The 23,654-nt window shown below is 45.7% G+C and carries 24 protein-coding genes and 1 riboswitch; of the genes, 20 read left to right on the top strand and 4 right to left on the bottom strand.

All coding sequences use genetic code 11. The features are described 5' to 3' along the window. Positions 1–49: 49 nt before the first annotated feature. On the bottom strand, positions 50–409 hold the full coding sequence (locus OIU26_RS06960) for a phage holin family protein (protein WP_137078143.1): 360 nt from the start codon (positions 407–409) through the stop codon (positions 50–52). A 153-nt stretch (positions 410–562) separates the two neighbouring features. Here OIU26_RS06960 and OIU26_RS06955 point away from each other — a divergent pair, with 153 nt between their 5' ends. From OIU26_RS06955 to OIU26_RS06940, 4 genes are all read left to right on the top strand, one after another. Beyond that, the gene (locus OIU26_RS06955) at positions 563–2,932 is read left to right on the top strand and encodes an endonuclease MutS2 (protein ID WP_264216362.1); all 2,370 of its coding nucleotides are present in this window, start codon (positions 563–565) and stop codon (positions 2,930–2,932) included. A 52-nt stretch (positions 2,933–2,984) separates the two neighbouring features. After that, positions 2,985–3,398 (top strand): DUF350 domain-containing protein, encoded by a 414-nt coding sequence (locus tag OIU26_RS06950; protein WP_165081558.1) that lies wholly within the window; start codon positions 2,985–2,987, stop codon positions 3,396–3,398. Positions 3,399–3,452: 54 nt separating this feature from the next. After that, positions 3,453–4,160 (top strand): hypothetical protein, encoded by a 708-nt coding sequence (locus OIU26_RS06945; RefSeq protein ID WP_013370100.1) that lies wholly within the window; start codon positions 3,453–3,455, stop codon positions 4,158–4,160. A gap of 116 nt (positions 4,161–4,276) precedes the next feature. Further along, a complete protein-coding gene (locus OIU26_RS06940) occupies positions 4,277–5,530 on the top strand; it encodes an MFS transporter (RefSeq protein WP_264216361.1) in 1,254 nt (417 codons plus the stop codon). 68 nt (positions 5,531–5,598) lie between these two features. Here the strand turns inward: OIU26_RS06940 and OIU26_RS06935 are convergent, their stop codons facing one another. Beyond that, a complete protein-coding gene (locus OIU26_RS06935; RefSeq protein WP_264216360.1) occupies positions 5,599–6,837 on the bottom strand; it encodes an FAD-dependent oxidoreductase in 1,239 nt (412 codons plus the stop codon). Between the two features lie 114 nt (positions 6,838–6,951). Between OIU26_RS06935 and OIU26_RS06930 the strand changes: the two genes are divergently transcribed. The 12 genes from OIU26_RS06930 (at position 6,952) to OIU26_RS06875 (ending at position 15,678) form a co-directional block, all read left to right on the top strand. Further along, a complete protein-coding gene (locus OIU26_RS06930; RefSeq protein WP_013370103.1) occupies positions 6,952–7,188 on the top strand; it encodes a hypothetical protein in 237 nt (78 codons plus the stop codon). Positions 7,189–7,220: 32 nt separating this feature from the next. Continuing rightward, complete coding sequence (locus OIU26_RS06925) at positions 7,221–7,607, top strand: spore coat protein (protein WP_025676375.1); 387 nt, start codon at positions 7,221–7,223, stop codon at positions 7,605–7,607. A gap of 143 nt (positions 7,608–7,750) precedes the next feature. Continuing rightward, a complete protein-coding gene (locus OIU26_RS06920; protein WP_013370105.1) occupies positions 7,751–8,251 on the top strand; it encodes an Lrp/AsnC family transcriptional regulator in 501 nt (166 codons plus the stop codon). A gap of 12 nt (positions 8,252–8,263) precedes the next feature. Beyond that, a complete protein-coding gene (locus OIU26_RS06915) occupies positions 8,264–9,475 on the top strand; it encodes an aminotransferase class I/II-fold pyridoxal phosphate-dependent enzyme (RefSeq protein ID WP_081317831.1) in 1,212 nt (403 codons plus the stop codon). Between the two features lie 114 nt (positions 9,476–9,589). Continuing rightward, positions 9,590–9,796 (top strand): aspartyl-phosphate phosphatase Spo0E family protein, encoded by a 207-nt coding sequence (locus OIU26_RS06910; protein ID WP_013370107.1) that lies wholly within the window; start codon positions 9,590–9,592, stop codon positions 9,794–9,796. Positions 9,797–9,896: 100 nt separating this feature from the next. Beyond that, positions 9,897–10,466: a hypothetical protein gene (locus OIU26_RS06905; protein WP_264216359.1), complete on the top strand. Its 570-nt coding sequence runs from the start codon at positions 9,897–9,899 to the stop codon at positions 10,464–10,466. Positions 10,467–10,484: 18 nt separating this feature from the next. After that, positions 10,485–11,048, top strand: coding sequence for a cob(I)yrinic acid a,c-diamide adenosyltransferase (locus OIU26_RS06900; protein ID WP_013370109.1), 564 nt, complete (start codon positions 10,485–10,487; stop codon positions 11,046–11,048). A 21-nt stretch (positions 11,049–11,069) separates the two neighbouring features. Further along, positions 11,070–12,029 carry an RluA family pseudouridine synthase gene (locus OIU26_RS06895; RefSeq protein WP_264216768.1) on the top strand — a complete coding sequence of 320 codons (960 nt, stop codon included), beginning with the start codon at positions 11,070–11,072 and terminating at the stop codon, positions 12,027–12,029. 44 nt (positions 12,030–12,073) lie between these two features. Beyond that, positions 12,074–12,439 carry an arsenate reductase family protein gene (locus OIU26_RS06890; protein ID WP_040101789.1) on the top strand — a complete coding sequence of 122 codons (366 nt, stop codon included), beginning with the start codon at positions 12,074–12,076 and terminating at the stop codon, positions 12,437–12,439. A 72-nt stretch (positions 12,440–12,511) separates the two neighbouring features. Next, a complete protein-coding gene (locus OIU26_RS06885; protein ID WP_264216358.1) occupies positions 12,512–13,408 on the top strand; it encodes a 5'-3' exonuclease H3TH domain-containing protein in 897 nt (298 codons plus the stop codon). A gap of 219 nt (positions 13,409–13,627) precedes the next feature. Then, on the top strand, positions 13,628–14,506 hold the full coding sequence (locus tag OIU26_RS06880) for an ROK family protein (RefSeq protein ID WP_172800007.1): 879 nt from the start codon (positions 13,628–13,630) through the stop codon (positions 14,504–14,506). A 164-nt stretch (positions 14,507–14,670) separates the two neighbouring features. After that, positions 14,671–15,678 (top strand): HRDC domain-containing protein, encoded by a 1,008-nt coding sequence (locus OIU26_RS06875; protein ID WP_264216357.1) that lies wholly within the window; start codon positions 14,671–14,673, stop codon positions 15,676–15,678. A 157-nt stretch (positions 15,679–15,835) separates the two neighbouring features. Here the strand turns inward: OIU26_RS06875 and corA are convergent, their stop codons facing one another. Next, the gene (gene corA / locus OIU26_RS06870; protein WP_013370115.1) at positions 15,836–16,771 is read right to left on the bottom strand and encodes a magnesium/cobalt transporter CorA; all 936 of its coding nucleotides are present in this window, start codon (positions 16,769–16,771) and stop codon (positions 15,836–15,838) included. 549 nt (positions 16,772–17,320) lie between these two features. Continuing rightward, positions 17,321–17,447: riboswitch (SAM riboswitch) on the top strand. Positions 17,448–17,564: 117 nt separating this feature from the next. On the opposite strand from corA, the gene metA reads away from it, so the two are divergent. The 4 genes from metA to mqnC all read left to right on the top strand — a co-directional run bounded on the left by metA (position 17,565) and on the right by mqnC (position 22,441). Then, entirely contained in the window at positions 17,565–18,482 is a 918-nt protein-coding gene (gene metA, locus OIU26_RS06865; protein WP_040101786.1) for a homoserine O-acetyltransferase MetA, read from the top strand. Positions 18,483–18,606: 124 nt separating this feature from the next. Beyond that, a complete protein-coding gene (locus OIU26_RS06860) occupies positions 18,607–19,791 on the top strand; it encodes a PLP-dependent transferase (protein WP_264216356.1) in 1,185 nt (394 codons plus the stop codon). Continuing rightward, positions 19,788–20,966, top strand: coding sequence for a PLP-dependent transferase (locus OIU26_RS06855; RefSeq protein ID WP_264216355.1), 1,179 nt, complete (start codon positions 19,788–19,790; stop codon positions 20,964–20,966). The genes OIU26_RS06860 and OIU26_RS06855 overlap by 4 nt, the downstream gene beginning before the upstream one ends. Before the next feature lie 341 nt (positions 20,967–21,307). After that, positions 21,308–22,441 (top strand): cyclic dehypoxanthinyl futalosine synthase, encoded by a 1,134-nt coding sequence (gene mqnC, locus OIU26_RS06850; RefSeq protein ID WP_264216354.1) that lies wholly within the window; start codon positions 21,308–21,310, stop codon positions 22,439–22,441. 334 nt (positions 22,442–22,775) lie between these two features. On the opposite strand, the gene OIU26_RS06845 is transcribed toward mqnC, so the two are convergent. Beyond that, complete coding sequence (locus tag OIU26_RS06845; protein WP_264216353.1) at positions 22,776–23,636, bottom strand: YitT family protein; 861 nt, start codon at positions 23,634–23,636, stop codon at positions 22,776–22,778. Between the last annotated feature and the right edge of the window lie 18 nt (positions 23,637–23,654).

Here is a 23,654-nt window from a genome sequence, read left to right as displayed (position 1 = left end):
GGCAGACGAATCTGCTTCGGGACAGCTATACTGGAAGTGTCTGCTGAAATTATTTTCCTTCCTTGCGCCCGGCTTCAAATGGTGTCGATACCGGAATAAACAAATCGATAATCCCGATAACCAATGCAGCGAGCAATGCGCCCAAAATAGAAACACTAACATGGGCCACGACATATTGAGCGACCCAGATAACCAGAGCGCTCACTAGAAAACCGACAATACCGCGTCCAAATGGAGAAACGCGTCGACCAAACACCGCCTCGACGATGTAGCCAATCAAGGCAATGACAATGGCAAGGATCAGCGCGCTCCAAAAGCCGCCTACACTAAATCCGGGAACGATCCAGCTTACGACCATCAAAACCAGAGCGGCAACGATGAAACGTACAATGTGCCCAAGAATGCTCACGGAATAACCTCCTTTGTTTTTTTGAATTAACAGGGTTAGACAAAGGTTAGTGTGTGGCATGAAGAGCTTTCTTATGTGTAAAGCATAGTTGGCAAATAGCGTAAGTTTGCTGCTTTCGGTATAATATAGATATAAGTGAAAGGAGCAGTGAAGTTGGACTCTAAAATTTTCAAAACCCTTGAATATCAAAAAATTCTAAATAAACTAAGTCACTATGCCCAAACGGCAACGGGACAACAGACAGCCCTTCGATTACAGCCCAGCGATGATTTGGAGCATATCAAGAAATTGCTGAAAGGTACGGACGAGGCCTATGCTGCTGATCGACTAAAAGGGGTACCTTCATTTAACGGAGTTGTGGATATCACTCCGGCGGTGAAGCGTGCCCGTATTGGAGGAACGTTAAGTCCGCAGGAGTTGCTTGGTATTCGGACAACGGTTCAAGCTGCACGCCGTATACAGGTATATGTAACAAGTTTGCATGAGGAAAATCCTGTTGAAACTTTGCTGTATTGGAGTGAGCAGCTTTCGGAACAAAGAAGTTTGGAAAACTCCATTAAAGGCTGTATTGACGAAAATGCAGAAGTGCTGGATTCTGCCAGTACAGAGCTTTCACAAATTCGCCGGGAGCTGCGCTCCGGTGAAGTGCGTATTCGTGAGAAGCTGGATTCCATGATTCGCTCCTCAACTGTGTCCAAAATGCTTCAGGATCAGTTGATTACGATTCGTGGAGATCGGTTTGTCATCCCGGTCAAGGCCGAATACCGTTCTTATTTTGGCGGAATTGTGCATGATCAATCCGGGTCTGGCGCAACATTGTTTATCGAGCCTGAATCCATCGTGGCCATGAACAACAAGCTGAGGGAAACCAGGCTGAGAGAAGAGCGTGAAATTGAAGTCATTTTACAAAAGCTGACTGCACTTGTCGCAGAACAAGCGGATATGTTGCTGTATGACGTGGATATTTTGGGCAATCTTGATTTTATTTTTGCGAAAGCGCGTCTCGCTCGTGAAATGAAGGCAACGCTGCCCTTAATGAATGATCGTGGGTACTTGAAGCTGAAAAAGGGTAGACATCCTCTAATTCCGTTGGAACAGGTCGTTCCCATAGATGTGGAACTGGGTAATTCGTACACCTCCATTATCGTTACCGGACCGAACACAGGGGGGAAAACCGTTACCCTGAAAACAATAGGTCTGCTAAGTTTGATGGCGATGTCTGGACTGTTTGTGCCTGTTGAGGATGAAAGCCAGCTATGCGTATTTGATGCAATCTATGCCGATATTGGTGACGAGCAGAGCATTGAGCAGAACTTGAGTACATTTTCGAGTCACATGACCAATATTATTAGCATCTTGAAAAATATGACACCCAAAAGTCTTGTATTGCTTGACGAGGTGGGGGCAGGAACGGATCCGGCAGAAGGTTCGGCTCTGGCTGTGTCTATTTTGGAGCATATACATGCTCTGGGTTGCCGTATGGTGGCGACGACTCACTATAGTGAATTGAAGGCGTATGCCTATGAGCGCAAAGGAATTATTAATGCAAGTATGGAGTTTGATGTCGCTACATTAAGCCCGACTTACCGTCTTCTGGTTGGTGTACCTGGGCGAAGTAACGCTTTTGCCATTGCCGAGCGATTGGGATTACCAGGGCGGATATTAGATTATGCCCGTGGCGAGGTAACGGAAGAAGATCAGCGCGTCGAGCACATGATTGCATCACTGGAGCAGAACCGTTTGACCGCTGAGCAAGAACGGGAAAAAGCAGAGCAGCTGCGTAAGGAAATGGAAGCATTGCGTACCCGTCATCAGACCGAGCTGGATAAGCTGGAGTCACAACGGGACCGCATGCTGGAAAAGGCTGAAGACGAAGCAAGAATTCTCGTAGATAAGGCTCGTAGTGAAGCAGAAAAAATTATTACTGATTTGCGCAGATTGGCTCAGGAAGAGGGAGCCTCGGTTAAGGAGCACAAGCTTATTGCAGCTCGTAAAGAACTGGATGAAGCTGAACCGAAGCAACGCAAGAAAAGTACAGCCAAACGTTCAATCACTACGCGTACTCGTTCCATCATGGCTGGCGATGAAGTATCCGTTCACAGTCTGAATAAAAAAGGCCATGTGGTTGAACTGACTGGCAGCAAGGAAGCTATCGTTCAACTGGGCATCATGAAAATGAAGGTCAGTCTCGATGATCTGGAGCTGCTGCAACCTGCCCAAACGACGGCTCCAAGGGTCCAAAAGCCAGTGACTGGCGTTAAGCGAACACGGGATGATAATGTGCGAAGTGAACTTGACCTTCGTGGGGCAAACGTGGAGGAAGCGCTGATGGAAGTGGACCGCTTCATGGATGAAGCGTTTTTGGCCAATCTGGGTCAGGTATACATTATTCACGGCAAAGGTACGGGGGTCTTGAGAACCGGTATTCAGGAGTACCTGCGCAAGCATAAGCATGTGAAAAGCTACCGTATCGGTAACTACAATGAAGGCGGCACGGGTGTAACGGTTGCTGAATTGGAATAGATATGGATTGCTGACCGAGAACGCTTGGTAGAACGGGAGGGACGAGGTGAAGATGGCGATTGATGAATTGCTATCACATCCGTTGGGGATGATGCTGGGTTATTTCTCCGTGGCGGTGCTGGAGTTAATTGTATTTTTGTCCTGCTTTGAGCTGGTAACCCGTTATAAATGCTGGGAAGAGATCAAGCGAGGCAATGTTTCGGTAGCCATGGCAACGGGTGGGAAAATGTTCGGTATTTGCAACGTGCTCCGCTTTGCGATGGAGGTAAAATCCAGCGTGTATGATACGATGATCTGGTCATTCGTTGGTTTTTTACTGCTACTTGCGGCATACTTCCTTTTTGAATTTCTGACACCGGTATTTTCTATTGATCAAGAGATTAAAGAGGATAACCGTGCGGTCGGTTTGTTCTCTATGATTATTTCAATATCGTTATCTTATGTGATTGGTGCGAGTGTAACTTGACACATCCTGTATACTAGAGCTTGGTATACGCTTTGGAACGGAAGGATGATAAGCTTGGAAATGACTATTTGTCCATGGTGTAACATGGAAATTATTTGGGATGAAGAATTAGGGCCTGAAGAAGAGTGTCCTTATTGCCATAATGATCTGAAAGGATATTCAGACATAACAGATGATGAAGAGGAGTCTGAGTCTGTTTCTCCATCTGTTCACAGACATACGGATGGGCATGAAGATGCGACACATGATCATGCGGTTTCTGTAACCCCGGCGCTCCATGCTCATGAAAAAGAAGACCTAAAGGGTTATCGTACATTGAGTATTCAGCTTGGCGATGATGACGAGCAGGATATTTTATACGAGGCAGAGGATGAAGTCGTATCTGAAAAGCCAGCTGATGCACCGTTATTGCAGGATAATGAGCTTCATAAGCTGCCTGTGCTGCATACTTTACAAAAATTCGAAGAAAGCGGTGCGGATCTTATGGCTTATGAACAAGGGGCTGAACAATTACTCGACAGGCAAGATGAGGTTCTTGAATGTTCCCAATGCGGAGAGTACATGCTGCATGCGGGTTCGCAAACAGTAACCAGAGAAGGCTTCGAACCATCGATATCTCCAGTGCTCGGCAAGCCTGTTCTGGATTTGCCGTTCGTCTTGAATGTTTATGTGTGTCCTAGCTGCTTCCATGTTCAGCAGACTTTGTCAGAGAATGACCGACTGCGAATGCTGGAGAAGCTCAGCGGTATTTCCAATATTTAAATAGCGATTCCCCGGATAGGTCCAAGCTCAATACGGGCATGTTAAATCAAAGAAATCTTTGAACAAGCTGACTCGTAATAAGCTGATTGGTGATCTTTCCGTTAGGGGGAACTGCATTGAAATCAAACCTGAACGGACAATCCATTCTGCTATTAAGCTTGAATGGATTGTTTGTGTTTGCAGCAGCATTGTCCGGCACATTTCTTAATGTGTATTTGTGGAAAAGCAGGCAAGATTACGCGATGATCGGATGGTTTAATGTCAGTCAACAAATTGCGCTGGGAATTATGGTCTGGGTAGCTGGAAAGTGGGTCAAGGAACATAACAAAATGAATGCCCTGCGCGTGGGAACCGCATTGTCCGGTCTATTCTATCTAATCGTGTTGTATACGGGACCGCAGGCTGTAAACTACATATGGCCGCTCGGAATGTTGTTGGGTGCAGCGTTAGGTTTATTTTGGCTGGCGTTTAATGTCATTTTTTTCGAAGTCACGGATCAGGGAAGTCGCGATCATTTTAACGGATGGGTGGGCCTGCTGGGCTCATTTTCCGGTATAGTGGGTCCTTGGCTCTCTGGTTGGATTATTGCGCGTATGGAGGATGACGCGGGTTATCGCGTGATATTCAGTATTTCCTTGGCCTTTTATGTCGTAGGAGTGGGGCTAAGTTTCTTTCTTCGCAAGCGTAAACCGACAGGAAATTACAATTGGAAAGAGCCTAAGCAGCGATTGTCACAAAAAGGAAGTATGTGGCGTCCGTTGTCGTTATCGCTTGTTACGCAGGGCATTCGCGAAGGGGTGTTTGCTTTCCTGATTACGCTGCTTGTGTATGTAGTTACTCAACAGGAATGGAAGCTAGCACAGTTTTCACTTATTACATCGGGGGTTTCATTTTTCAGCTTTTGGGCTGTCGGAAAATGGCTCAAGCCACACTATCGCTCGGCTGGTATGTTGTTGGGTGCCGTGTTGTTGGTGATCGCGCTTTTACCGCTATTGTGGCGTATGGAATATAGCACGCTGCTGATTATGGGGATTGGTACCGCTTTATTCATGCCCTTGTATTTAATTCCTATGATCTCTGCGAGCTTTGATCTAATGGGTACGAGTGAAGGAGACGCTAATCAGAGAGTGGAACTGGTGGTATTGCGCGAACTATGCTTAATGATAGGTCGGTTAACGGGAACACTGATTTTCTTGGGTGTCCTAAGTATCAGCAAGGCCCCTGAGGCGATGATCTGGTTGTTGATTGGACTTGCATTGATGCCAGTGATTGGATGGATTTTCATGCGAAGTGTACTCAAAATGGAACAAAAAACGAAGCAAAGCAAGTCCGATTCCCATGCACGACGCTTGCACAAGCAAACCGAATAATTGAAAATTCCATACAAATGACCTCCAAATCCATTTATATAGGAAAAGGAGGTTTTGTTATATCCCAATTAAATCATCGGTTCCGTTGTTTCGGGCGAGGGTTTGGTAGAACGAGTCAGAGAATAAAGCTCCATTTCAGGTCGGTGTATGCCCGTCAGTTCATCAGCCAATAGCTGTGCTGCCATCATACTCGTGACTGCTCCATTCCCTCCGTAACCCTCCAAAAAGTAGCAATTTGGAAAACGCGGATGTGGACCAATATACGGCAAGCCGTCATGAGAGGAACCAAATACAGCTGCCCAAGCATAGTCGATTTGAAATGGGACACCGGGAAAAAATTCCTTTAGCGATTGTAGCAGCTTTTGCTGTTGATGTAAGAGCCTGATTTCACGCTGGCTGGCGTCCAATATAGGTTCATCCAAACCACCAATAATGATCCGTCCCTCCGGTGTGGAGCGCATATATAGATAAGGACGAGCAGTTTCCCAGATCAGACACTGCTCATGCCATAAGGGAGCATCTTCGATTGGATTGGTGACGATAGCATAAGAGCTCTCTAGAACGGCCCCGCGATCGGCTTTAATCTCTTGTGTTTCATAACCTGTTGCAAAAACAACTTTTTTTGCTCGGATCATTCCACCGCTGGTATGACAAACGACCTCATTATCGTTGAAATCAAAATGCTTGGCTTCCGTATGCTCATATAAGCGAACACCAAGACGGTTGGCAGATTGCAGCAGCCCCTGGGCAAAACAAAATGGATTCACTTCAGCATCTTCATGTGTGTACAACGCCGCTGGTTTTCGAAAAGGAAATCGGGCAGCAACTTGTTGCTCATCCCAGAACTCCACTGGAAATCCAAACCGGGTTAGCTGTTCGTACTCTTCCTGAAGCATCAGTACATCCTCCCACGTACTTGCATAGTACAGGCTGCTGCGCCGAATAAAGGTAGGGTCTGTATCCAGTGTGGTGGACAGCTTTTCTAACTGATCCAGAGCATCTTTGCACATGCGGTAAAACAGTACGCCGTTCGTTTCACCAAATGTGTGGATGCAAGAGGTTAAGGTCTTGTCATTGCTATATTGCAGCAGTCCTGTATTGGCCAAAGAGCTTCCGTGTACCAGCTTGCGCTTGTCAATAACCACGGTGTCTACCTGTTGTTCTCCCAATATCCTGGAGCAAATGGATCCGCTCATCCCTCCCCCGATAATCAATACATCACAATTTAAATCCTCTGCCAAAGGCGGAAAACCCAGCGTCTGCTCCAAGGTATTAGGCCAATATGTTTTCCCGATTATCAACTCCATATAAAATAGCACTCCTCATAGGTAATATGTAGTATCTCTTATGCGTACATAGTATTTCGCCAAAGGGACAAGATAACCAGCGTGCAACAAAACATTTAAGGAGGCACAGAGATTATGCAATCTACGAACATGCAACCCTTGTCAGGCAAAGAGCTGGAGTACATCGTGGACTCCATTTCCAATGAAGAACTACTACTCAAACAATGTGCGGCCACAGCGGCGTCTATTCAGCATCCAGCCATCCAACAAGCCTGTTTGCAACTGGCAAGAACTCATGAGCACCACTTGAATCTGCTTTCTAATGCTCTTCAACAGCATCAGCAGCTTGCTCCAATGCAGCCGCAGCAGTAATTTGGACTAACTAATAAAGGAGGTTTGACAGAATGTATTCACAAAACAATATGTCATTTATGCCCGAAGAGGATTTGCTCTATACCATTCTTGCTGATATGAAACGTACAGTGCGCGAGTACACAACAGCGACGACAGAATCCAATTGCCCGTCTGTGCGTCAGATGTTCACCGACCTCACGAATGATACATTGCGTCTGCAAGGTGATTTGTATCATCTAATGAGCCAGAATAATATGTACACTGCTCCGACTAAAGCGCTGCGCATCGATTTGGATAAACAGATTCAAGAAGCTCGCAAGACCCAACAGGAATGCCAACAGTTCATTCAGCAGAAGTCGTCATCCGCGGGAGTATATGGTCAACCTATGCATCAGCAAGGCCAATCTACTCATCAAAGCAACCCTTATTATATGTAAACGGGATTTTCCGTTTTTGAAGCAATTTCCCATAACAGCCGTCCGTCTGCCGGGTTTACCGGGGCGGACGGTTTTTCTTTGCAGGTTTAAAGTGCGTATTGTATGATGTATAGTAATCTCTTTCGATGGAGGCCTTATGTAGAATGACAGAGCTGAATGAATTGAAACTAAAAGTGCTGGAATTGTTAAAAGAAGATGCAAGAAGAACACCGACTCTATTGGCTACTATGCTGGGGGTAGACGAGCAAGACGTACGCACCTCAATTAAAGAGCTTGAAGACCAACATGTGATCGTCAAATACGCCGCTGTAGTCAATTGGGACAAAGTCGACGACGAAAAGGTTACCGCTTTGATCGAAGTGCAGATTACACCTGAGCGTGGAAGAGGATTTGAAGGGATTGCAGAACGGATTTATTTGTATCCGCAAGTTAAATCTGTTTATCTCATGTCCGGAGCATATGACTTGCTGGTAGAGGTGGAAGGCCGAAATCTCCGTGAGGTCGCTAATTTTGTGTCGGAGAAGCTATCCCCTATTGACTCGGTATTGTCTACCAAGACTAATTTTACGCTTAAAAAATACAAGCAGGACGGAATTATCTTTGAGGACCATCAGGAAGATAATCGTCTGATGATTTCGCCGTAAAGGAAGATCATGATGAATTTCAAAACAGAAGCATTTACCGACAGTAACAAGGCCATGAGTTCTTATTTATCCCCATTGGTACGCGAGATTCCATCATCGGGTATCCGTAAGTTTTTTGACCTGGTGGGTGGTAACAAGGACATTATTACCCTGGGGGTAGGCGAACCGGATTTTACAACCCCTTGGCATATGCGGGAAGCCTGTGTCTATTCATTGGAGCGAGGCTTCACCAGCTATACGTCTAATGCGGGAACGCCAGAACTGCGTGAAGCGATTAGTGAGTATCTGAATGAGCAATTTGACGTCCGCTATGATCCTAAAAATGAGATTATCGTAACAGTAGGAGGTAGCGAGGCAATTGATCTTGCGTTGCGCGCCTTAATTGTACCTGGTGATGAAATTCTCGTGCCTGAGCCGTGCTACATTTCCTATTCTCCAATCACTTCGATTGGAGGCGGAATTCCGGTTGGCATTGAAACGTTTGCCAAGGATGAGTTTAAGCTGACGGCTGAGGCGCTAGAAGCAAAAATTACACCAAAATCCAAGGTGCTGATTTTATGCTATCCGAGCAACCCGACCGGGGCTACGATGACTTATGAAGATTGGCTTCCGATTGCGGAAATCGTGGAAAAGCATGATTTGATCGTCATCTCTGATGAAATCTATGCCGAATTGAATTATGGCGACAAGCATGTCAGCTTTGCTTCGGTACCGGGTATGATGGATCGTACGATTCTCGTCAGTGGTTTCTCCAAAGCCTTCGCCATGACTGGCTGGCGTATTGGATATACCTGCGGGCATCCTGATTTGATTGCTGCTATGCTCAAAATCCATCAGTACACTGTTATGTGTGCGCCTTCTATGGGCCAAGTTGCAGCACTGGAAGGCTTGCGAAATGGTATGGGTGAGAAAGATCGAATGGTAGAAGCCTATAATCAGCGTCGTCGTCTGATGGTTGAGGGATTCCGTGACATTGGTCTGGAATGCCACGAGCCAAGAGGAGCTTTTTACGTTTTCCCGAGTATTCAAAGCACAGGACTCAGCTCGGATGAATTTGCGCAGCGCCTATTGGCAGAGGCCAAAGTTGCAGCTGTACCGGGCAATGTGTTTGGTTTGGGAGGCGAAGGCTATCTTCGGTGCTCATATGCGACTTCTGTCACTCAGCTGACGGAAGCTCTGGATCGGATTGGTCATTTTGTTGAAAAAGTTAAAAAAGAAGGTTAAAATTATTTTTTTATGGGTAATTCATAAAAAATAGTCTTTTATTTCTAAATTTCTATGCTATAATTTGAAATCGGAAGCAGGAAGTTCAATTTTTCAATTACAGGAGGAGTGCTCATGTCATATGTTGGATATAAGTCGCCGAGTTCAATAGGATACGACATTTCCCTGGAAGATGAAATTTTGTTCCTGCGCAATGAGATGATGCGGACGTTTCAGGAAGAGCAGTCCTTCACCTCTGATCTTGTCATCGAGATCAGCTGCAAGCTTGATTTGAAAATCAATGAATACATGAAGCTGTACGGTATGGAATGCAGAGTGTAACTGTGTGAAGTCACCGTAGCTACGAAGAAGGCCGCAGGGCCTTCTTTTTTTGCATTCACAACTTATGATATATTAGTGGCATGGAAGAGGGGGCGTACATATGAGAGCAGGGCTAAAAAGGATATCGCCATGGATTATCGGAATCATAGCACTTGTACTATTGGCTGGATGTGGGGGACGGGACAAGGACAGCTTCTCCATATTTATTATGGATAAAGGGGATGCATCAGTTATTCGTGACAAGCTGGCACAAAAGCTTAAGGATAAGCTGGGCGAACAGGCTCCGACGATCGAGATTTCAGTCAGCCCGTTGTATAACCAGCAGAAACTGGTCGTAGAATATGCGGCCGGAGAGCATGATTTGTTTCTTTTGCCGGAAGAGGACATGAAGTTGTATGGACAGAATGGCTCGAATCTACCGTTAGATGATGCCTTTGACAAAAAGACGTATGCCCGGGGTGTGTTCGAGGGCGGCGTATTTAAGAAAAAGGAGCAAGGGGAAGAAGGAACGGATGTAATCAAGGAAACCCATTTGTTCGGAATTCCGGTGGAGCAGATGAAGATGTTTAAGGACCTAAAATATAACTCAAACACATTATTTGCTACTGTACCGCCACGCACTAGCAATAAGGAAGAAGCCATCAAGGTACTGAAAGCACTCACAGAATGATAAAGGGGATGGAATGATATGGGTATTTATACCAGAACAGGCGATGAAGGACAAACTTCTGTGATCGGCGGCCGAGTGTCCAAAGATGACGACCGTGTGGAGGCGTACGGTACCATTGACGAGCTGAACAGCTTTGTAGGACAAGCAATCAGCTTTGCCGAAGGGGAGAAGTTTGCGGACATTCGGACTCAATTGGAAGAAATACAGCAGGAGCTGTTCGATTGTGGTTCGGATTTGGCGTTTGTTAAAATTAATGAAAGTAAATATAAGGTAAAAGACGAGCTGGCAGAGCGGTTGGAAGGCTGGATTGATGCATGCCAGGAGGAAAATCCAAAGGTGGAGCGCTTTATTATCCCGGGAGGAAGCACATTATCTTCGACGCTTCATGTTTGCCGCACGGTTTGCCGACGCGCGGAACGCCGTGCGGTTACACTTGGTAAGCACACAGATATCAATCCCGCGGTACGTCGGTATTTGAACCGCCTGTCCGACTACTTCTTTGTTGTGGCTCGCACAGCGAATGTGCGTCAGGGTGTGCCCGATGTCGAATATGTGCGCAGCAAAAAAGTGTTCCGCAAATAAGGAGGCAATCGGGAATTTGTGATGAGCTTGTACTATGAACCTATCGTATATATGATCCCTCCTGAGGAGGAGGGCATGTTGTTGAAGACCATTCTCCAAAAACGTATGAACATTTCTCGTAAGCTCATATCCAAACTCAAGCTGACCGAACAGGGGATTATGCTGAACGGGATACGTGTGTATATCAGCGTAAAGGTAAAGTCCGGGGATCGAGTAGAGATTCGCATGGAGCGCGAGCGTTCCGACGATATTTTACCCGAACCCATTCCTTTTGAGATTTTGTTTGAGGATGAACATCTGTTAGTGGTGAACAAGGCGGCGGGCATGATTGTCCACCCGACTCACGGCCATTACACAGGGACGCTGGCTAACGGGGTTGTGCATTATTGGCAGACCAAGGGGGAGCTGTTTCGGTTTCGTCCTGTTCATCGTCTTGATCAGGAGACGACGGGCGTGCTAGTTGTAGCTAAAAATCCGTATGTTCATCAGCATATTTCCGAACAGATGATTGCGGGAACGGTGGACAAGCGCTATACAGCCTTGGTGCATGGACGCCCTCAGCAGCAGGAAGGCAGGGTGGACGGACCGATTGACCGCAACCCGGATAATCCGCATTTGCGCATGATGACCCCGGATGGTTATCCTGCTCTTACGCTATATAAGCTGGAGGAAGTGTGGAGCGGAGGAAGCCGCATCGGTTTAAAATTGGAATCTGGACGTACGCACCAAATTCGGGTGCACATGACATATATCGGATGCCCGTTGATCGGAGATAAAATGTACCGGATTACACCTAATGACGCTGTGCAGCGTGAGCTCTATGATCAGCTTGATGCGAGGATGCCTCGACAAGCCCTGCATGCTTCGGAATTGTCCTTGGTACATCCTGTGACCGGGGAGCGGATGACGTTTTACGCTCCTCTGCCGGACGATATGATCGGAATGCAAGAGCTGTTAAGAGCTCAATATCATCCAGAATAAAATATTCAATAATAGATTGAAACTAAATGGAGGTTAATCTAGCGATGAGCCAACTGAAAGTATATCAATATTCTAAATGCAGCACCTGTCGTAATGCAGTGAAATGGCTGCAAAACAAGGGGCATGAGACGGAACTGATTCCTATTTTTGAACAACCGCCCGGCCCGGAGGAACTGGAAGACTTGATTAATAAAAGCGGGCTGGAGTTGAAAAAGTTTTTCAATACAAGTGGTGAAGTATACAAAGAGTTAAAGCTGAAAGATAAGCTTGGAAACATGAGCCGTGAAGAGCAAATTTCGCTTTTGTCCTCGAATGGAAGATTAATCAAACGTCCAATTGTAACTGACGGGAGTAAAGTAACGGTAGGATTCAAAGAGGAAACATTTGAGGGGACATGGGGAGCTCAGTAACGCCCAATTTACCACCATGATATGTTATACTGTGGGGGTTAAATAATATGATGAATGGGAGCAATACAATCTGTGACACAACGCAATGAACAATCCGTAATGCTGGTTGACGGCATGGCCCTGCTTTTTCGTGCTTATTATGCAACCGCTGCAAACGGTTATATCCGTCGTACAAAAGCTGGAGTACCAACGAACGCCATATATGGTTTTATTCGATATTTTTGGGATGCAGTCCAAACCTTTAATCCTACACACGTCATTTGCTGCTGGGATATGGGCGGAACGACATTCCGTGGGGAACATTTTGCTGCGTATAAGGGAAACCGAGCCGACGCACCAGATGATTTGATTCCTCAATTTACTTTGATCCGTGAAGTGACGGACAGCCTCGGCATTCCCAACATTGGGGCGGAAGGCTTTGAAGCGGATGATTGCATCGGTACGCTCGCACGCCATTATTCGCAAAATGAGGACATGGATGTCATGATTCTATCGGGAGATCATGATTTACTTCAATTGGTAGATGAGCGGACACAAGTCATTATTATGAAAAAAGGACATGGCAATTACATGGTATATACCCCGGAGACGCTGTTGTCTGAAAAAGGGCTTAAGCCGCGCCAAGTGGTGGATCTCAAAGGTCTGATGGGTGATGCAAGTGACAATTACCCGGGAGTACGCGGAATTGGTGAAAAAACGGCCCTCAAGCTGGTGCAGGAATACGACTGCATTGAAGGCATTCTGGAAAATCTAGATCAATTGACACCGTCGGTCCGTAAAAAGATCGAGAGTGATTTGGATATGCTGCATCTTTCACGCAAACTTGCTAAAATTCACTGTGATGTGCCTGTTGCATGTGCTTTAGACAGCTGTCTGTTGACACTGGATCACGTGCAAATTGTCGACAAATTTGAGCAACTTGAAATGAAAAGCTTGTGTACGTTGATGGGTGTCGCAACCGGATCATAATGAAGAGCTGTTAGGCTGGGGATGTACATTTCAGGTAGACTAAGTTATATAGGGATGCTGACGCTTGGTGCGTGAGTGTCCTTATTTATATGCCATTATGCCAGCGAAGATATATAGCCATGTGAAGGATTTTATACAATTGTGATAAGGGGATTGACCTTAAGCTCGTTTCAGGTGAATATAGTGAAGAGAGATCATGGAGAGGGGATTACAACAGCTATGACAGTATTGGGAGCAATTGAGGCAGGCGGCACCAAATTCGTATGTGGAATCGGAAATGAACGTGGGGAGGTCTTGGAAAGAGCAAGCTTTCCAACAACAACTCCAGCAGAAACCATGGAGAATGTCATCGCATTTTTTGAAGGCAAAGGGATTGAAGCGCTGGGTGTAGGCTCATTCGGACCAATTGATCCTATCGAAGGCAGTGATACATATGGTTATATTACAACAACGCCAAAGCCGCATTGGGGAAATTATAATCTGATTGGCAAACTGAAGGAGCATTTCGATGTACCTATGGGGTTTGATACGGATGTAAATGGAGCAGCACTGGGTGAATCCATTTGGGGTGCTGCTAAAGGATTGGACAACTGTCTGTATATTACAATAGGTACAGGCATCGGAGCGGGTGCTTTGGTTGGCGGAAAGCTGGTACATGGATTGTCCCACCCGGAAATGGGACACATTCTGGTACGTCGTCATCCAGAGGATAACTATGAGGGCACATGTCCATATCATGGAGATTGTCTGGAAGGACTGGCAGCCGGTCCGGCGCTCGAAAAAAGATGGAAGGTTAAAGGACACGAGCTTTCTGTGGATCACCCTGCCTGGGAAATGGAGGCGCATTATCTGGCACAGGCTCTAATGAGCTATATTTTAATCCTCTCACCGCAAAAAATTATTATGGGCGGCGGAGTAATGAAGCAGGATCAGCTGTTCCCGCTCATTCGTACCAAGCTTCAACAACTTTTAAACGGGTATGTACAGCATTCAAGTCTGACTACAGAAATTGAGCAATATATCGTATCTCCAGGATTGGGTGACAATGCTGGATTGTGCGGAGCTCTGGCTTTGGCCAAGGAAAAGCTGAATTCTTAGAATTTATGGTTGACGGTACTCCAAGGTCCGGTTATCATATAGGCAACAGCATAGTACGGATCAAAAAGGGAAGCACCTTTCTTGCGAATACGCGGGATAGGTGCTTTTTTTTGCGTTTTGTATTGTGCGGGTCAGTAATCTAATTATATGAGGGAGGAAGAATCATGGAGATTGTATTTTTAAATCGCTTGTCCAAACGGAATGAACAGGGCTGTGAGGACTTTGCGCAGGTATGGATTGGACAACATGAAGGGGGATGGAGTGCAGGCTGGAGCACACACCATGTCCCAGATGAAAGTATAGACGATCTTTGGTATGAGGGGAGTTTGTGGCAGGAATTACTGCATGTATACCGTCATGAGCTGGCGCTCAAGATGGCTGAGGGCTACAGGCCTCTAATTCATGGCGTTTTTCATGAACAAGCAGGATCATCGGGACGTGGACAAACGCTACAAAAGCTGTATTGCTATAGTGATTTGTTTCCGCGTGATGAGGTGTATGAACAATTGACAATGTGGAGACGGCAAAAGGCAGCAGCTGAGCGAAAAGCACCTTATTTTATCGCTACGAATCGACTACTTCGACTCATCAGTGTCTTTCTTCCTCATACCGAAGAAGAATTGTTAGAACTGCCTGGTATGGGCCTGGGTAAGGTGTCGCAATATGGGACGGAGCTATTGGCTATTACGAAGCAAAATGATCGGACTACGCCATTTCCGCTGAACTGGGTAACAGAGGCACTTGAAGAAGAAGTTTTTTTGTCATGGCTGTACAAGCAAAAAGAAAACCAGTACAGACAGGAACTAAACAAGTTTAGCCTGACTAGAGCGATTATCGAAGGCATTTCGGACGGTCTTTCACTGGAGCATATCGGAATGAAGACAGGCTTGCACCGTCGAGAAATGATTGAAGCTGTGGAACATTTGGATAGGGATGGAATGGATATGGAGAAGCTGATCTGCAAGGAATTGGCACATGTATCTGAGGAGGAGCAAGTAGCCATCTGGTCTGCTTATGCAGAGTTGGGAGATACGCTGCTCAAGCCCATTATGCTAAAAGTGTATGGAGAAGAAAAAGCGACGGAAGCAGGACTGGATCAAATTTATGAGCGATTGCGACTGATTCGTATACGGTTCCGCCATCAGGAGGTACCTGACCGACATGTTGGATAATATAGAGACGGTTGGAAGTGTCCTAAAGTACAAATAAGGTGCAACATAAAAAAGCAGCAGCGAGTTCTTCATAGGACTCGGCTGCTGCTTTTGATGACCAAGCTTGAAAAATTGGAGTAATCACCCAACTTGGTAGTTTTGGTTTACTCTCTTCTTTTCAAACCCAGTCCTTCTTGCGGAAAATACAGAACATACTGACACCTAGTGCCACCATAATCCCAATGACGACAAAATAACCATAACGTGTATGAAGCTCAGGCATATTATCAAAGTTCATCCCATATATTCCGGTAATGACCGTCAACGGCATAAATACGGTTGTAATGGCGGTAAACACACGCATGATTTCATTAGCACGGTTGGCGATACTTGACTGATAAGCTTCTCTAAGGTTCCCCATCAAGTCGCGATAAGTTTCGAAAGTCTCCGAAATTTTCACAGCATTTTCATAAATGTCGCTAAAATATTTTTGTAGTTGATCGTCGATAAGTCGCAAATCCCGTTTGTTCAGGGTATTGATGACTTCCTTTTGCGGGCCGAGCACTTTTTTTAGCCATAGAATCTCACTGCGCAAGCCGATGATTTCGTTCAAGTGCGACTTTTTCGTATGCATTAGAATGTCTTCTTCCAGCTTTTCAATACGAACCTCAATCCGGTCACCAACCAGAAAATAGTTGTCAACGATCAAGTCGACCAACAGATACATAAAACGGTCAGGCTGGCTGACTTCCTGCTCCCACAGCATAGGCTTGAGAGTACGAAGCTCATTGATTTTCTGCTTGGTCACCGTAATGATAAAATGGCGGCCGAGAAAAATGTTCAAAGCACGCAAAAATATTTCTTCATCATCAAAACGAATACTATTTACAACGATAAAATAATGGCTTTCATAAATTTCAATCTTTGGACGCTGTTCTTCTTCACTCAAACAGTCTTCTACTGCAAGATCATGCATAGAAAATAAGGGCTGGAGCACTGTCAGATCCTCGACATCGGCATCAATCCAATAAAAGCCTTCTGCCGGTGCAGTGAGCGCCATTTCAATTTCTTCGACAGGGGTAAAAACCCCGTTGTTAACCAAACGGATTTTCATATATGTCACTCCTTATGCTCCGTCGTAACGGAAATACGTTTACCTTAAGCATAAGGAATGGACTCAGTTAGCCAGTTAGCCGGTTCGGGTAAGCGTGCATACCATCAAAAGCAGAAGGCTTTTGGAGCGTGCAGAGCCTGGCGTCCCGTCTTTCGGCAAGCTGAAGTCATTCCTATGCTGTTGTTCAGGGATCGCCGCCTATTCGGACTCGGGTCGCCTTCCATTCCGGATTCACCTCACAAATGTTCTTTTTTAGATTGCCACAGTATCGCAGAAAACACTCTAATCTACACTGCTGCACCATATTTTTGCCTATTAGCACTTGTATAGTATAACGCTCGGCCTACGGCCTTTCAAGCGCAAAATCATGGGCAAAATCAACAGCAGTCATATGAGCTTCTGCGACAGCGAGGATATGATTTAACCTATGGAAAAGGTAGACAAAATGTGAATGCAGGGCACAAATTTATAAGTCCATCTTGACGAAGCCCAGCCGATGCATTAAAGTGAACAACAAGAACTTTGTGAACCCAAAATGAATATAGCGAAATCTTATCAAGAGCAGGTGGAGGGACTAGCCCGATGATACCCGGCAACCGGCGATTTTTATCGCACGGTGCTAATTCTTGCAGGACTCGCGCTTTGTACAAAAAAGCGTAGCCCTGACAGATGAGAGAGGCGCATATGGATACAAATATGACCTTTCTCTAACTGAGAAAGGTCTTTTTATTATATGCCCGGCATCTCTACCAGACGATTTTCGCACAACTTACCGATCAAGGAGTGAGTTTACATGCCGATTAAAATCCCAGACACGCTGCCTGCCAAGGAAGTGCTGGAGGGCGAAAATATTTTCGTAATGGATGAAAGCTTGGCTTATCATCAGGATATTCGTCCGTTGCGTATCGCCATTTTGAATTTAATGCCTACCAAGGAAACGACGGAAACCCAACTGTTGCGCTTAGTCGGTAATACGCCGCTACAAGTAGATGTCACGTTGGTGCATATGAAGTCTCATATATCCAAAAATACATCGCAAGAATATTTGAACATGTTCTATAAAACGTTTGATGAGATCAAGAACAGTCGTTTTGACGGCATGGTCATTACAGGAGCTCCGGTTGAACAGCTTGAGTTTGAGGATGTGAACTACTGGGAAGAGATCCGGCAGATCTTTGAATGGACGAAAACGAATGTAACTTCGACCATGCATATCTGTTGGGCCTCACAGGCAGGCTTATACCATCATTTCGATGTCCCTAAATACGGGCTCGACACCAAATGCTTTGGCGTATTTCCACACACCGTAATTAAACCTAAAGTAAAATTGCTACGCGGCTTTGATGAACTGTTTTATGCTCCTCACTCCAGACATACAGAAGTTCGGCGGGAAGATATTGATCATATTGCCGAATTAGAAGTCTTATCCGAATCCGAGGAAGCTGGAGTATACCTAGTAGCCACACTTGACGGTAAACAAATTTTTGTAACAGGGCATTCTGAATATGACCCGCTTTCACTGAAATGGGAATACGACCGCGATGTGGCCAAAGGACTGGATATTGACGTCCCCAAAAATTATTTTCCTAACGATGATCCTGAACGCATACCACCCTCTATCTGGCGAGCTCATGCCAATTTATTATTTTCAAATTGGCTTAACTATTATGTATACCAAGAAACACCTTATGATATCGGACCTCAGATTTAAAAAGGGGCTTGTCGTTTACCCTTATACAGTAACACCTTGCAGTAGCGCAGCAGTATAGTCTTGGACATCCATTTTTGCAGCATATGTTATAGCACCTACTATGGAAGTGAACAGGAGGATTCATATGAGTGAGAAACAGTGGAAAATCGAAAGCAGATTGGCACAAATTGGTTCAATTGAGGAGCCAGTAACTGGGGCTGTTAATTACCCGATTTACCAATCTACGGCATTCCGCCATCCCCGTCTGGGCCAAAGCACTGGGTTTGATTACATTCGGACGATTAATCCCACCCGAAAGGTACTGGAAGAGGCTGCTGCTGCACTTGAATCTGGTGATGCAGGCTTTGCTTGCAGCTCAGGTATGGCAGCGCTGCAAACTGTATTTGCATTGTTTGGACAGGGAGACCACCTCATTGTATCGCTGGATCTTTATGGCGGGACCTATCGTTTGCTAGAGCGTATTTTATCCAAATTTGGTGTGACCGCAAGCTATGTGGATACAAACGATCTTGAAGCACTCCAACAGTCATGTCGACCGAGTACCAAAGCTGTATTCATAGAAACGCCTACAAACCCGTTAATGATGATAACTGATATTCAAGCGGTAGCTTCATGGGCATCACAACATGACTTGCTTACTATTGTAGATAATACGCTGCTAACACCATATTTCCAGCGGCCATTGGAACTGGGTGCGGATATTGTGGTACATAGCGCAACCAAATATTTGGGCGGGCACAACGATGTGCTGGCAGGGTTGATTGTAACCAAAGGAAAAGAGCTGTCAGCTGAAATTTCCTTCCTGCACAATTCCATAGGGGCCGTGCTTTCCCCGAGCGACTGTTATCAGTTGATGAAGGGGATGAAGACGTTAGCGCTGCGCATGGATCGACATGAGCATAATGCAACGGTGTTGTCTAATTATTTACTGACGCATCCGGCAGTGGCGGAAGTATTTTACCCGGCGCTTGAAGGTCATCCGGGTCGTGAGATACAAAATAAACAATCCAGCGGAAACACAGGGATTTTCTCCTTTAAAGTAAAGGATGCTCGTTATGTGGAGCCTTTGCTTCGTCATATTAAGCTTATTGCGTTTGCCGAAAGTCTGGGCGGTGTGGAATCGCTAATGACTTATCCTGCTGTGCAGACACATGCGGACATACCGGCAGAAATTCGGGATGCAGTCGGGGTAGATGACAGGTTGCTTCGTTTCTCCGTAGGTATCGAGCATACAGATGACCTGATTGAAGATTTGCGTTCGGCACTGGAAGCGGCACGTCAAGAAGTAGAAGGAGGGGAGCAGCAATGATAGAGGATGCGAGGAAGATCGGAGAGGATCAGGACAAAGGGCGGAAATTCGCAACCAAGCTGCTGCATTTTGGCTCTGAAATTGACAGTGTTACAGGGGCATCGAGTGTCCCGATCTATCAAGCTTCGACCTTTCACCATCATGATATTTTTAATCCTCCACAGCATGATTATAGCCGCTCAGGTAATCCGACACGACAAGCTTTAGAAGATTATATCGCATTATTAGAAGGCGGAGCTTGCGGTTTTGCCTTTGCTTCTGGTATGGCTGCTATCTCCACTACATTTATGCTCTTATCTGCTGGTGATCATGTCATTGTTTCGGAGGACGTATATGGAGGAACATATCGACTGCTGACCTCCATCTTGAAACGGATGAATATCGAAACGACCTTCGTCGATATGACGGATCTCAACCTTGTGAAAGAGGCGTTGCAGGAAAATACAAGGGCTGTGTATATGGAAACCCCCTCTAATCCGACACTTAAAATTAGCGATGTGGTAGGAATAACCTCTTGGGCAAGGGATAATGGGCTGTTGACGTTATTGGATAATACTTTTATGACACCTTATTATCAACGTCCGATTGAGCAGGGAGTCGATATTGTATTGCACAGTGCGACCAAGTTTTTGGGTGGACACAGTGATGTACTGGCAGGACTTGCGGTAGCTCGTACTGAATCATTGGGGAGACAAATCAAGCAGCTGCAGAATGGATTGGGTACCGTGCTGGCTCCGCAAGAGTCTTGGTTGCTTATGCGTGGGATGAAGACACTGGAGGCGCGTATGGCTCACAGCGAAAAAAGTGCAGCTAAGCTTGCAAACTGGCTAAACGAGCGCAATGACATTGAAGCGGTATACTATCCGGGTTTGGAGAACCATCCAGGGCGTGCAGTTCATGAGAGTCAATCGAGCGGTTATGGTGCAGTGATATCGTTTGATGTGGGTTCTGGTGAGCGTGCAAAAGAGGTCCTCAGTCGTGTACGTATTCCCATTGTGGCGGTGAGTCTGGGAGCAGTGGAAAGTATCCTGTCGTACCCGGCAATGATGTCACATGCGGCTATGCCGCAAAGTGTACGGTTGGAGCGCGGGATTACGGACGGTCTACTCCGTTTTTCCGTAGGTCTGGAGGACATTGATGACCTGATCCGTGATCTGGATGAGGCGTTGCGCTAGAGCGTTAGCACAACCGCAGCAGCTTAACGTTATACGAAGGAAGCAAATAGGTACAGCCTTAAGCAGCAGGTTTCCGGTATTCAGGAGACTTGCTGTTTTCTATATGAATGACATGAAAGACAGTGTGAAAAAAGGCACTTTTCAGTCTAAGTATGGTTCCTTACCTAAAGATATGTTAGTATTATCATTAGGTTTTACTATGCTAAATAGCACAGACAACATACAAGGCTAGTCATGAACATACATTACGGCAGGGTTCGAACGCAGGTTTGTGAAAGCATTCTCGTTCATAAGTCCTGTCTTTCATTTCGTCGCCCTGTGACAGCGAAGGAGGATACACCATGAGTGTAATCGACCATATTTTAGATAAAGCCCTACGCGGCGAACGCCTGAATTTAGAGGATACCGTTGCTTTGTTCGAATCAGACGAGGTTGAAAAAATAGGTCATGCGGCAAATAAAGTCATGAATCGCATGCATCCCGATCCCATAAAAACCTTTGTCATCGGACGAAATATTAACTATACGAACGTGTGTGACGTATACTGCCGCTTTTGCGCTTTTTACCGTAGACCGGGTTCCGATGAAGGTTATGTTTTGCCGGATGAGGTAATTTTTCAAAAAATTAAGGAAACGCAGGAAGTAGGTGGCACCGAAATCCTAATGCAAGGCGGTGTAAATCCAAATCTGCCGTTCAGCTATTATACCGATTTGCTAAAAGCTATTAAGAAACGTTTTCCCGATATCACGATGCACTCCTTCTCACCAGCTGAAATTCATAAAATGAAGGAAAAATCCGGTCTATCCATGGAGGAAACGATTCGGGCCATTCATGAAGCTGGGTTGGATTCGCTGCCAGGCGGAGGCGGAGAAATTTTGGACGACCGCACACGCCGCAAAATTAGCCGTCTCAAAGGCTCCTGGCGTGATTGGATGGATGTTATGCAAACAGCTCACAAGGTTGGGATGAACACGACAGCTACGATGGTTATCGGCTTTGGCGAGTTGATGGAGGAGCGTGCACTGCATTTGTTGCGTGTCCGTGATGCTCAGGACGAATGCATTGAAAACAAGTATAACTCTGAAGGATTTTTGGCCTTTATTCCATGGACCTTCCAACCAGACAACACCAACCTGAAGAAGGAACGCCAGACGCCAGAGGAGTATTTGAAAACTGTAGCGATCAGTCGTCTTGTTTTGGATAACATCAAGCATATCCAGTCTTCATGGGTAACCATGGGACCGGAAATCGGTAAAAAATCGCTGTACTACGGTTGCGATGATTTTGGCAGCACCATGATTGAGGAGAACGTAGTTTCCGCTGCAGGTGCAACGTATAAGGTCAACATTGAATCCATTTTACAGTTGATCCGTGAGACGGGTCACATTCCGGCACAGCGCAATACCCGTTATGATATTATTCGTACTTTTGACAGTGCCAGCAGTATTGAGCATGACTTTATTATGCAAAATTAAGACCTGTTATTAGGCGCTATAACCAGAACGCTTATCTATCACTAATCCAATGGAGGGATTGATGTAGATAAGCGTTCTTTGTCGTCTGTTAGAAACAACAGAACTTTCCTTCAACAAAAAGAAATAGACCGCCCTCTCCAAAGGTATACGGTCTATTTCGGTGAACAAATCTTTGAACTGCCACCGCCCTTGTAAGCGGCTGTTGCTAAAGAGTAGGGATGCTACAACATCCTTACTCTTTTTTAGTGTCTACATATTAGCTATATTTTATCATTATTGCCAATCCGCATAACAATGGAGTAAAAGCGTATTTTGGTTAATATATTGGGCTTTGCTACGTTTCCCAGCACTTCATATGCATGATCTCAGCCTGTGGGTCTGCCATTTGGATGACTGCCTTAAAGCGCTGCAAATCTAGAAGATGAACGCTGTAAACGATGACCATTTGTTCTTTTTTATCTGATTCACTTTTCATCTTACCCTTTATCTGGGCAGAACCTTCAATAGGTGTGCCGTGTAAACGCAACCTGCGATATATGGCATCTTCGACAGTTTGCTGTTTTTTGCTGACAATACAGACCGTGCGTCTCAGACCAGTAAACATCAGCCGGGTCGTTTCGTAAGCAGCGAGACAGGATAAGGCGGAATAAAGGGCTGGCTCCCATCCTAACACAAAGCCAGCCGTAATGAGCAGCAGGCCATTACACAACATTACAATCTGTATTAACGGAATTTTCCGATGGGTTAGTACCAAAGTGGATGGACGGCCATCGTCAGATTCGCTAAGTCCTAGTGAATCAAGCAGCCCCCCGTGACGAGCTGTCAGTGCTGCGCCAAGCCCAATACAGATTCCGCCTCCCAAAGCACATACGACCGGATGGCCGCTCACTGCCGGAAAAGGCGAGAGAATGATGACTGAGCCTGAAAAGGCAAACAAGCCGGGGAGTGCGCGAAGCAGCATGGGCTTGTGAGTAAACAAAGAATACAGAAGCATTAGTGGCAAGTTTAATACGAATAGCAGCAATCCAAAATGCTCCTGTGTGTAAAGCGACATGAGTCTGGAGATTCCTGTAACGCCTCCAGCGATCATATCGTGCGGATGTAAAAACAATTCCAGACCGACGGATGCCGTAATTCCGCCAATCACCGTATAAAAGACAGGGAACCTGCTCGCATCTCCTGAAGCGGGCTTCACAAGCCGCCTCATAGAGTT

This window comes from Paenibacillus sp. BT-177 (assembly GCF_025846815.2).
In the GTDB taxonomy this organism is placed as follows: Bacteria; Bacillota; Bacilli; order Paenibacillales; family Paenibacillaceae; genus Paenibacillus; species Paenibacillus polymyxa_C.
This window is presented reverse-complemented; position numbering and strand designations above follow the sequence as displayed.

Coding starts and splice junctions, on each gene's coding strand:
- OIU26_RS06890 (WP_040101789.1), top strand. CDS start 12,074: ATGAGCCAACTGAAAGTATATCAATATTCTAAATGCAGCACCTGTCGT.
- OIU26_RS06910 (WP_013370107.1), top strand. CDS start 9,590: ATGTCATATGTTGGATATAAGTCGCCGAGTTCAATAGGATACGACATT.
- OIU26_RS06930 (WP_013370103.1), top strand. CDS start 6,952: ATGCAATCTACGAACATGCAACCCTTGTCAGGCAAAGAGCTGGAGTAC.
- corA (WP_013370115.1), bottom strand. CDS start 16,771: ATGAAAATCCGTTTGGTTAACAACGGGGTTTTTACCCCTGTCGAAGAA.
- OIU26_RS06905 (WP_264216359.1), top strand. CDS start 9,897: ATGAGAGCAGGGCTAAAAAGGATATCGCCATGGATTATCGGAATCATA.
- OIU26_RS06900 (WP_013370109.1), top strand. CDS start 10,485: ATGGGTATTTATACCAGAACAGGCGATGAAGGACAAACTTCTGTGATC.
- OIU26_RS06950 (WP_165081558.1), top strand. CDS start 2,985: ATGGCGATTGATGAATTGCTATCACATCCGTTGGGGATGATGCTGGGT.
- OIU26_RS06860 (WP_264216356.1), top strand. CDS start 18,607: ATGAGTGAGAAACAGTGGAAAATCGAAAGCAGATTGGCACAAATTGGT.
- OIU26_RS06920 (WP_013370105.1), top strand. CDS start 7,751: ATGACAGAGCTGAATGAATTGAAACTAAAAGTGCTGGAATTGTTAAAA.
- metA (WP_040101786.1), top strand. CDS start 17,565: ATGCCGATTAAAATCCCAGACACGCTGCCTGCCAAGGAAGTGCTGGAG.
- OIU26_RS06880 (WP_172800007.1), top strand. CDS start 13,628: ATGACAGTATTGGGAGCAATTGAGGCAGGCGGCACCAAATTCGTATGT.
- OIU26_RS06925 (WP_025676375.1), top strand. CDS start 7,221: ATGTATTCACAAAACAATATGTCATTTATGCCCGAAGAGGATTTGCTC.
- mqnC (WP_264216354.1), top strand. CDS start 21,308: ATGAGTGTAATCGACCATATTTTAGATAAAGCCCTACGCGGCGAACGC.
- OIU26_RS06915 (WP_081317831.1), top strand. CDS start 8,264: ATGAATTTCAAAACAGAAGCATTTACCGACAGTAACAAGGCCATGAGT.
- OIU26_RS06875 (WP_264216357.1), top strand. CDS start 14,671: ATGGAGATTGTATTTTTAAATCGCTTGTCCAAACGGAATGAACAGGGC.
- OIU26_RS06895 (WP_264216768.1), top strand. CDS start 11,070: ATGAGCTTGTACTATGAACCTATCGTATATATGATCCCTCCTGAGGAG.
- OIU26_RS06855 (WP_264216355.1), top strand. CDS start 19,788: ATGATAGAGGATGCGAGGAAGATCGGAGAGGATCAGGACAAAGGGCGG.
- OIU26_RS06935 (WP_264216360.1), bottom strand. CDS start 6,837: ATGGAGTTGATAATCGGGAAAACATATTGGCCTAATACCTTGGAGCAG.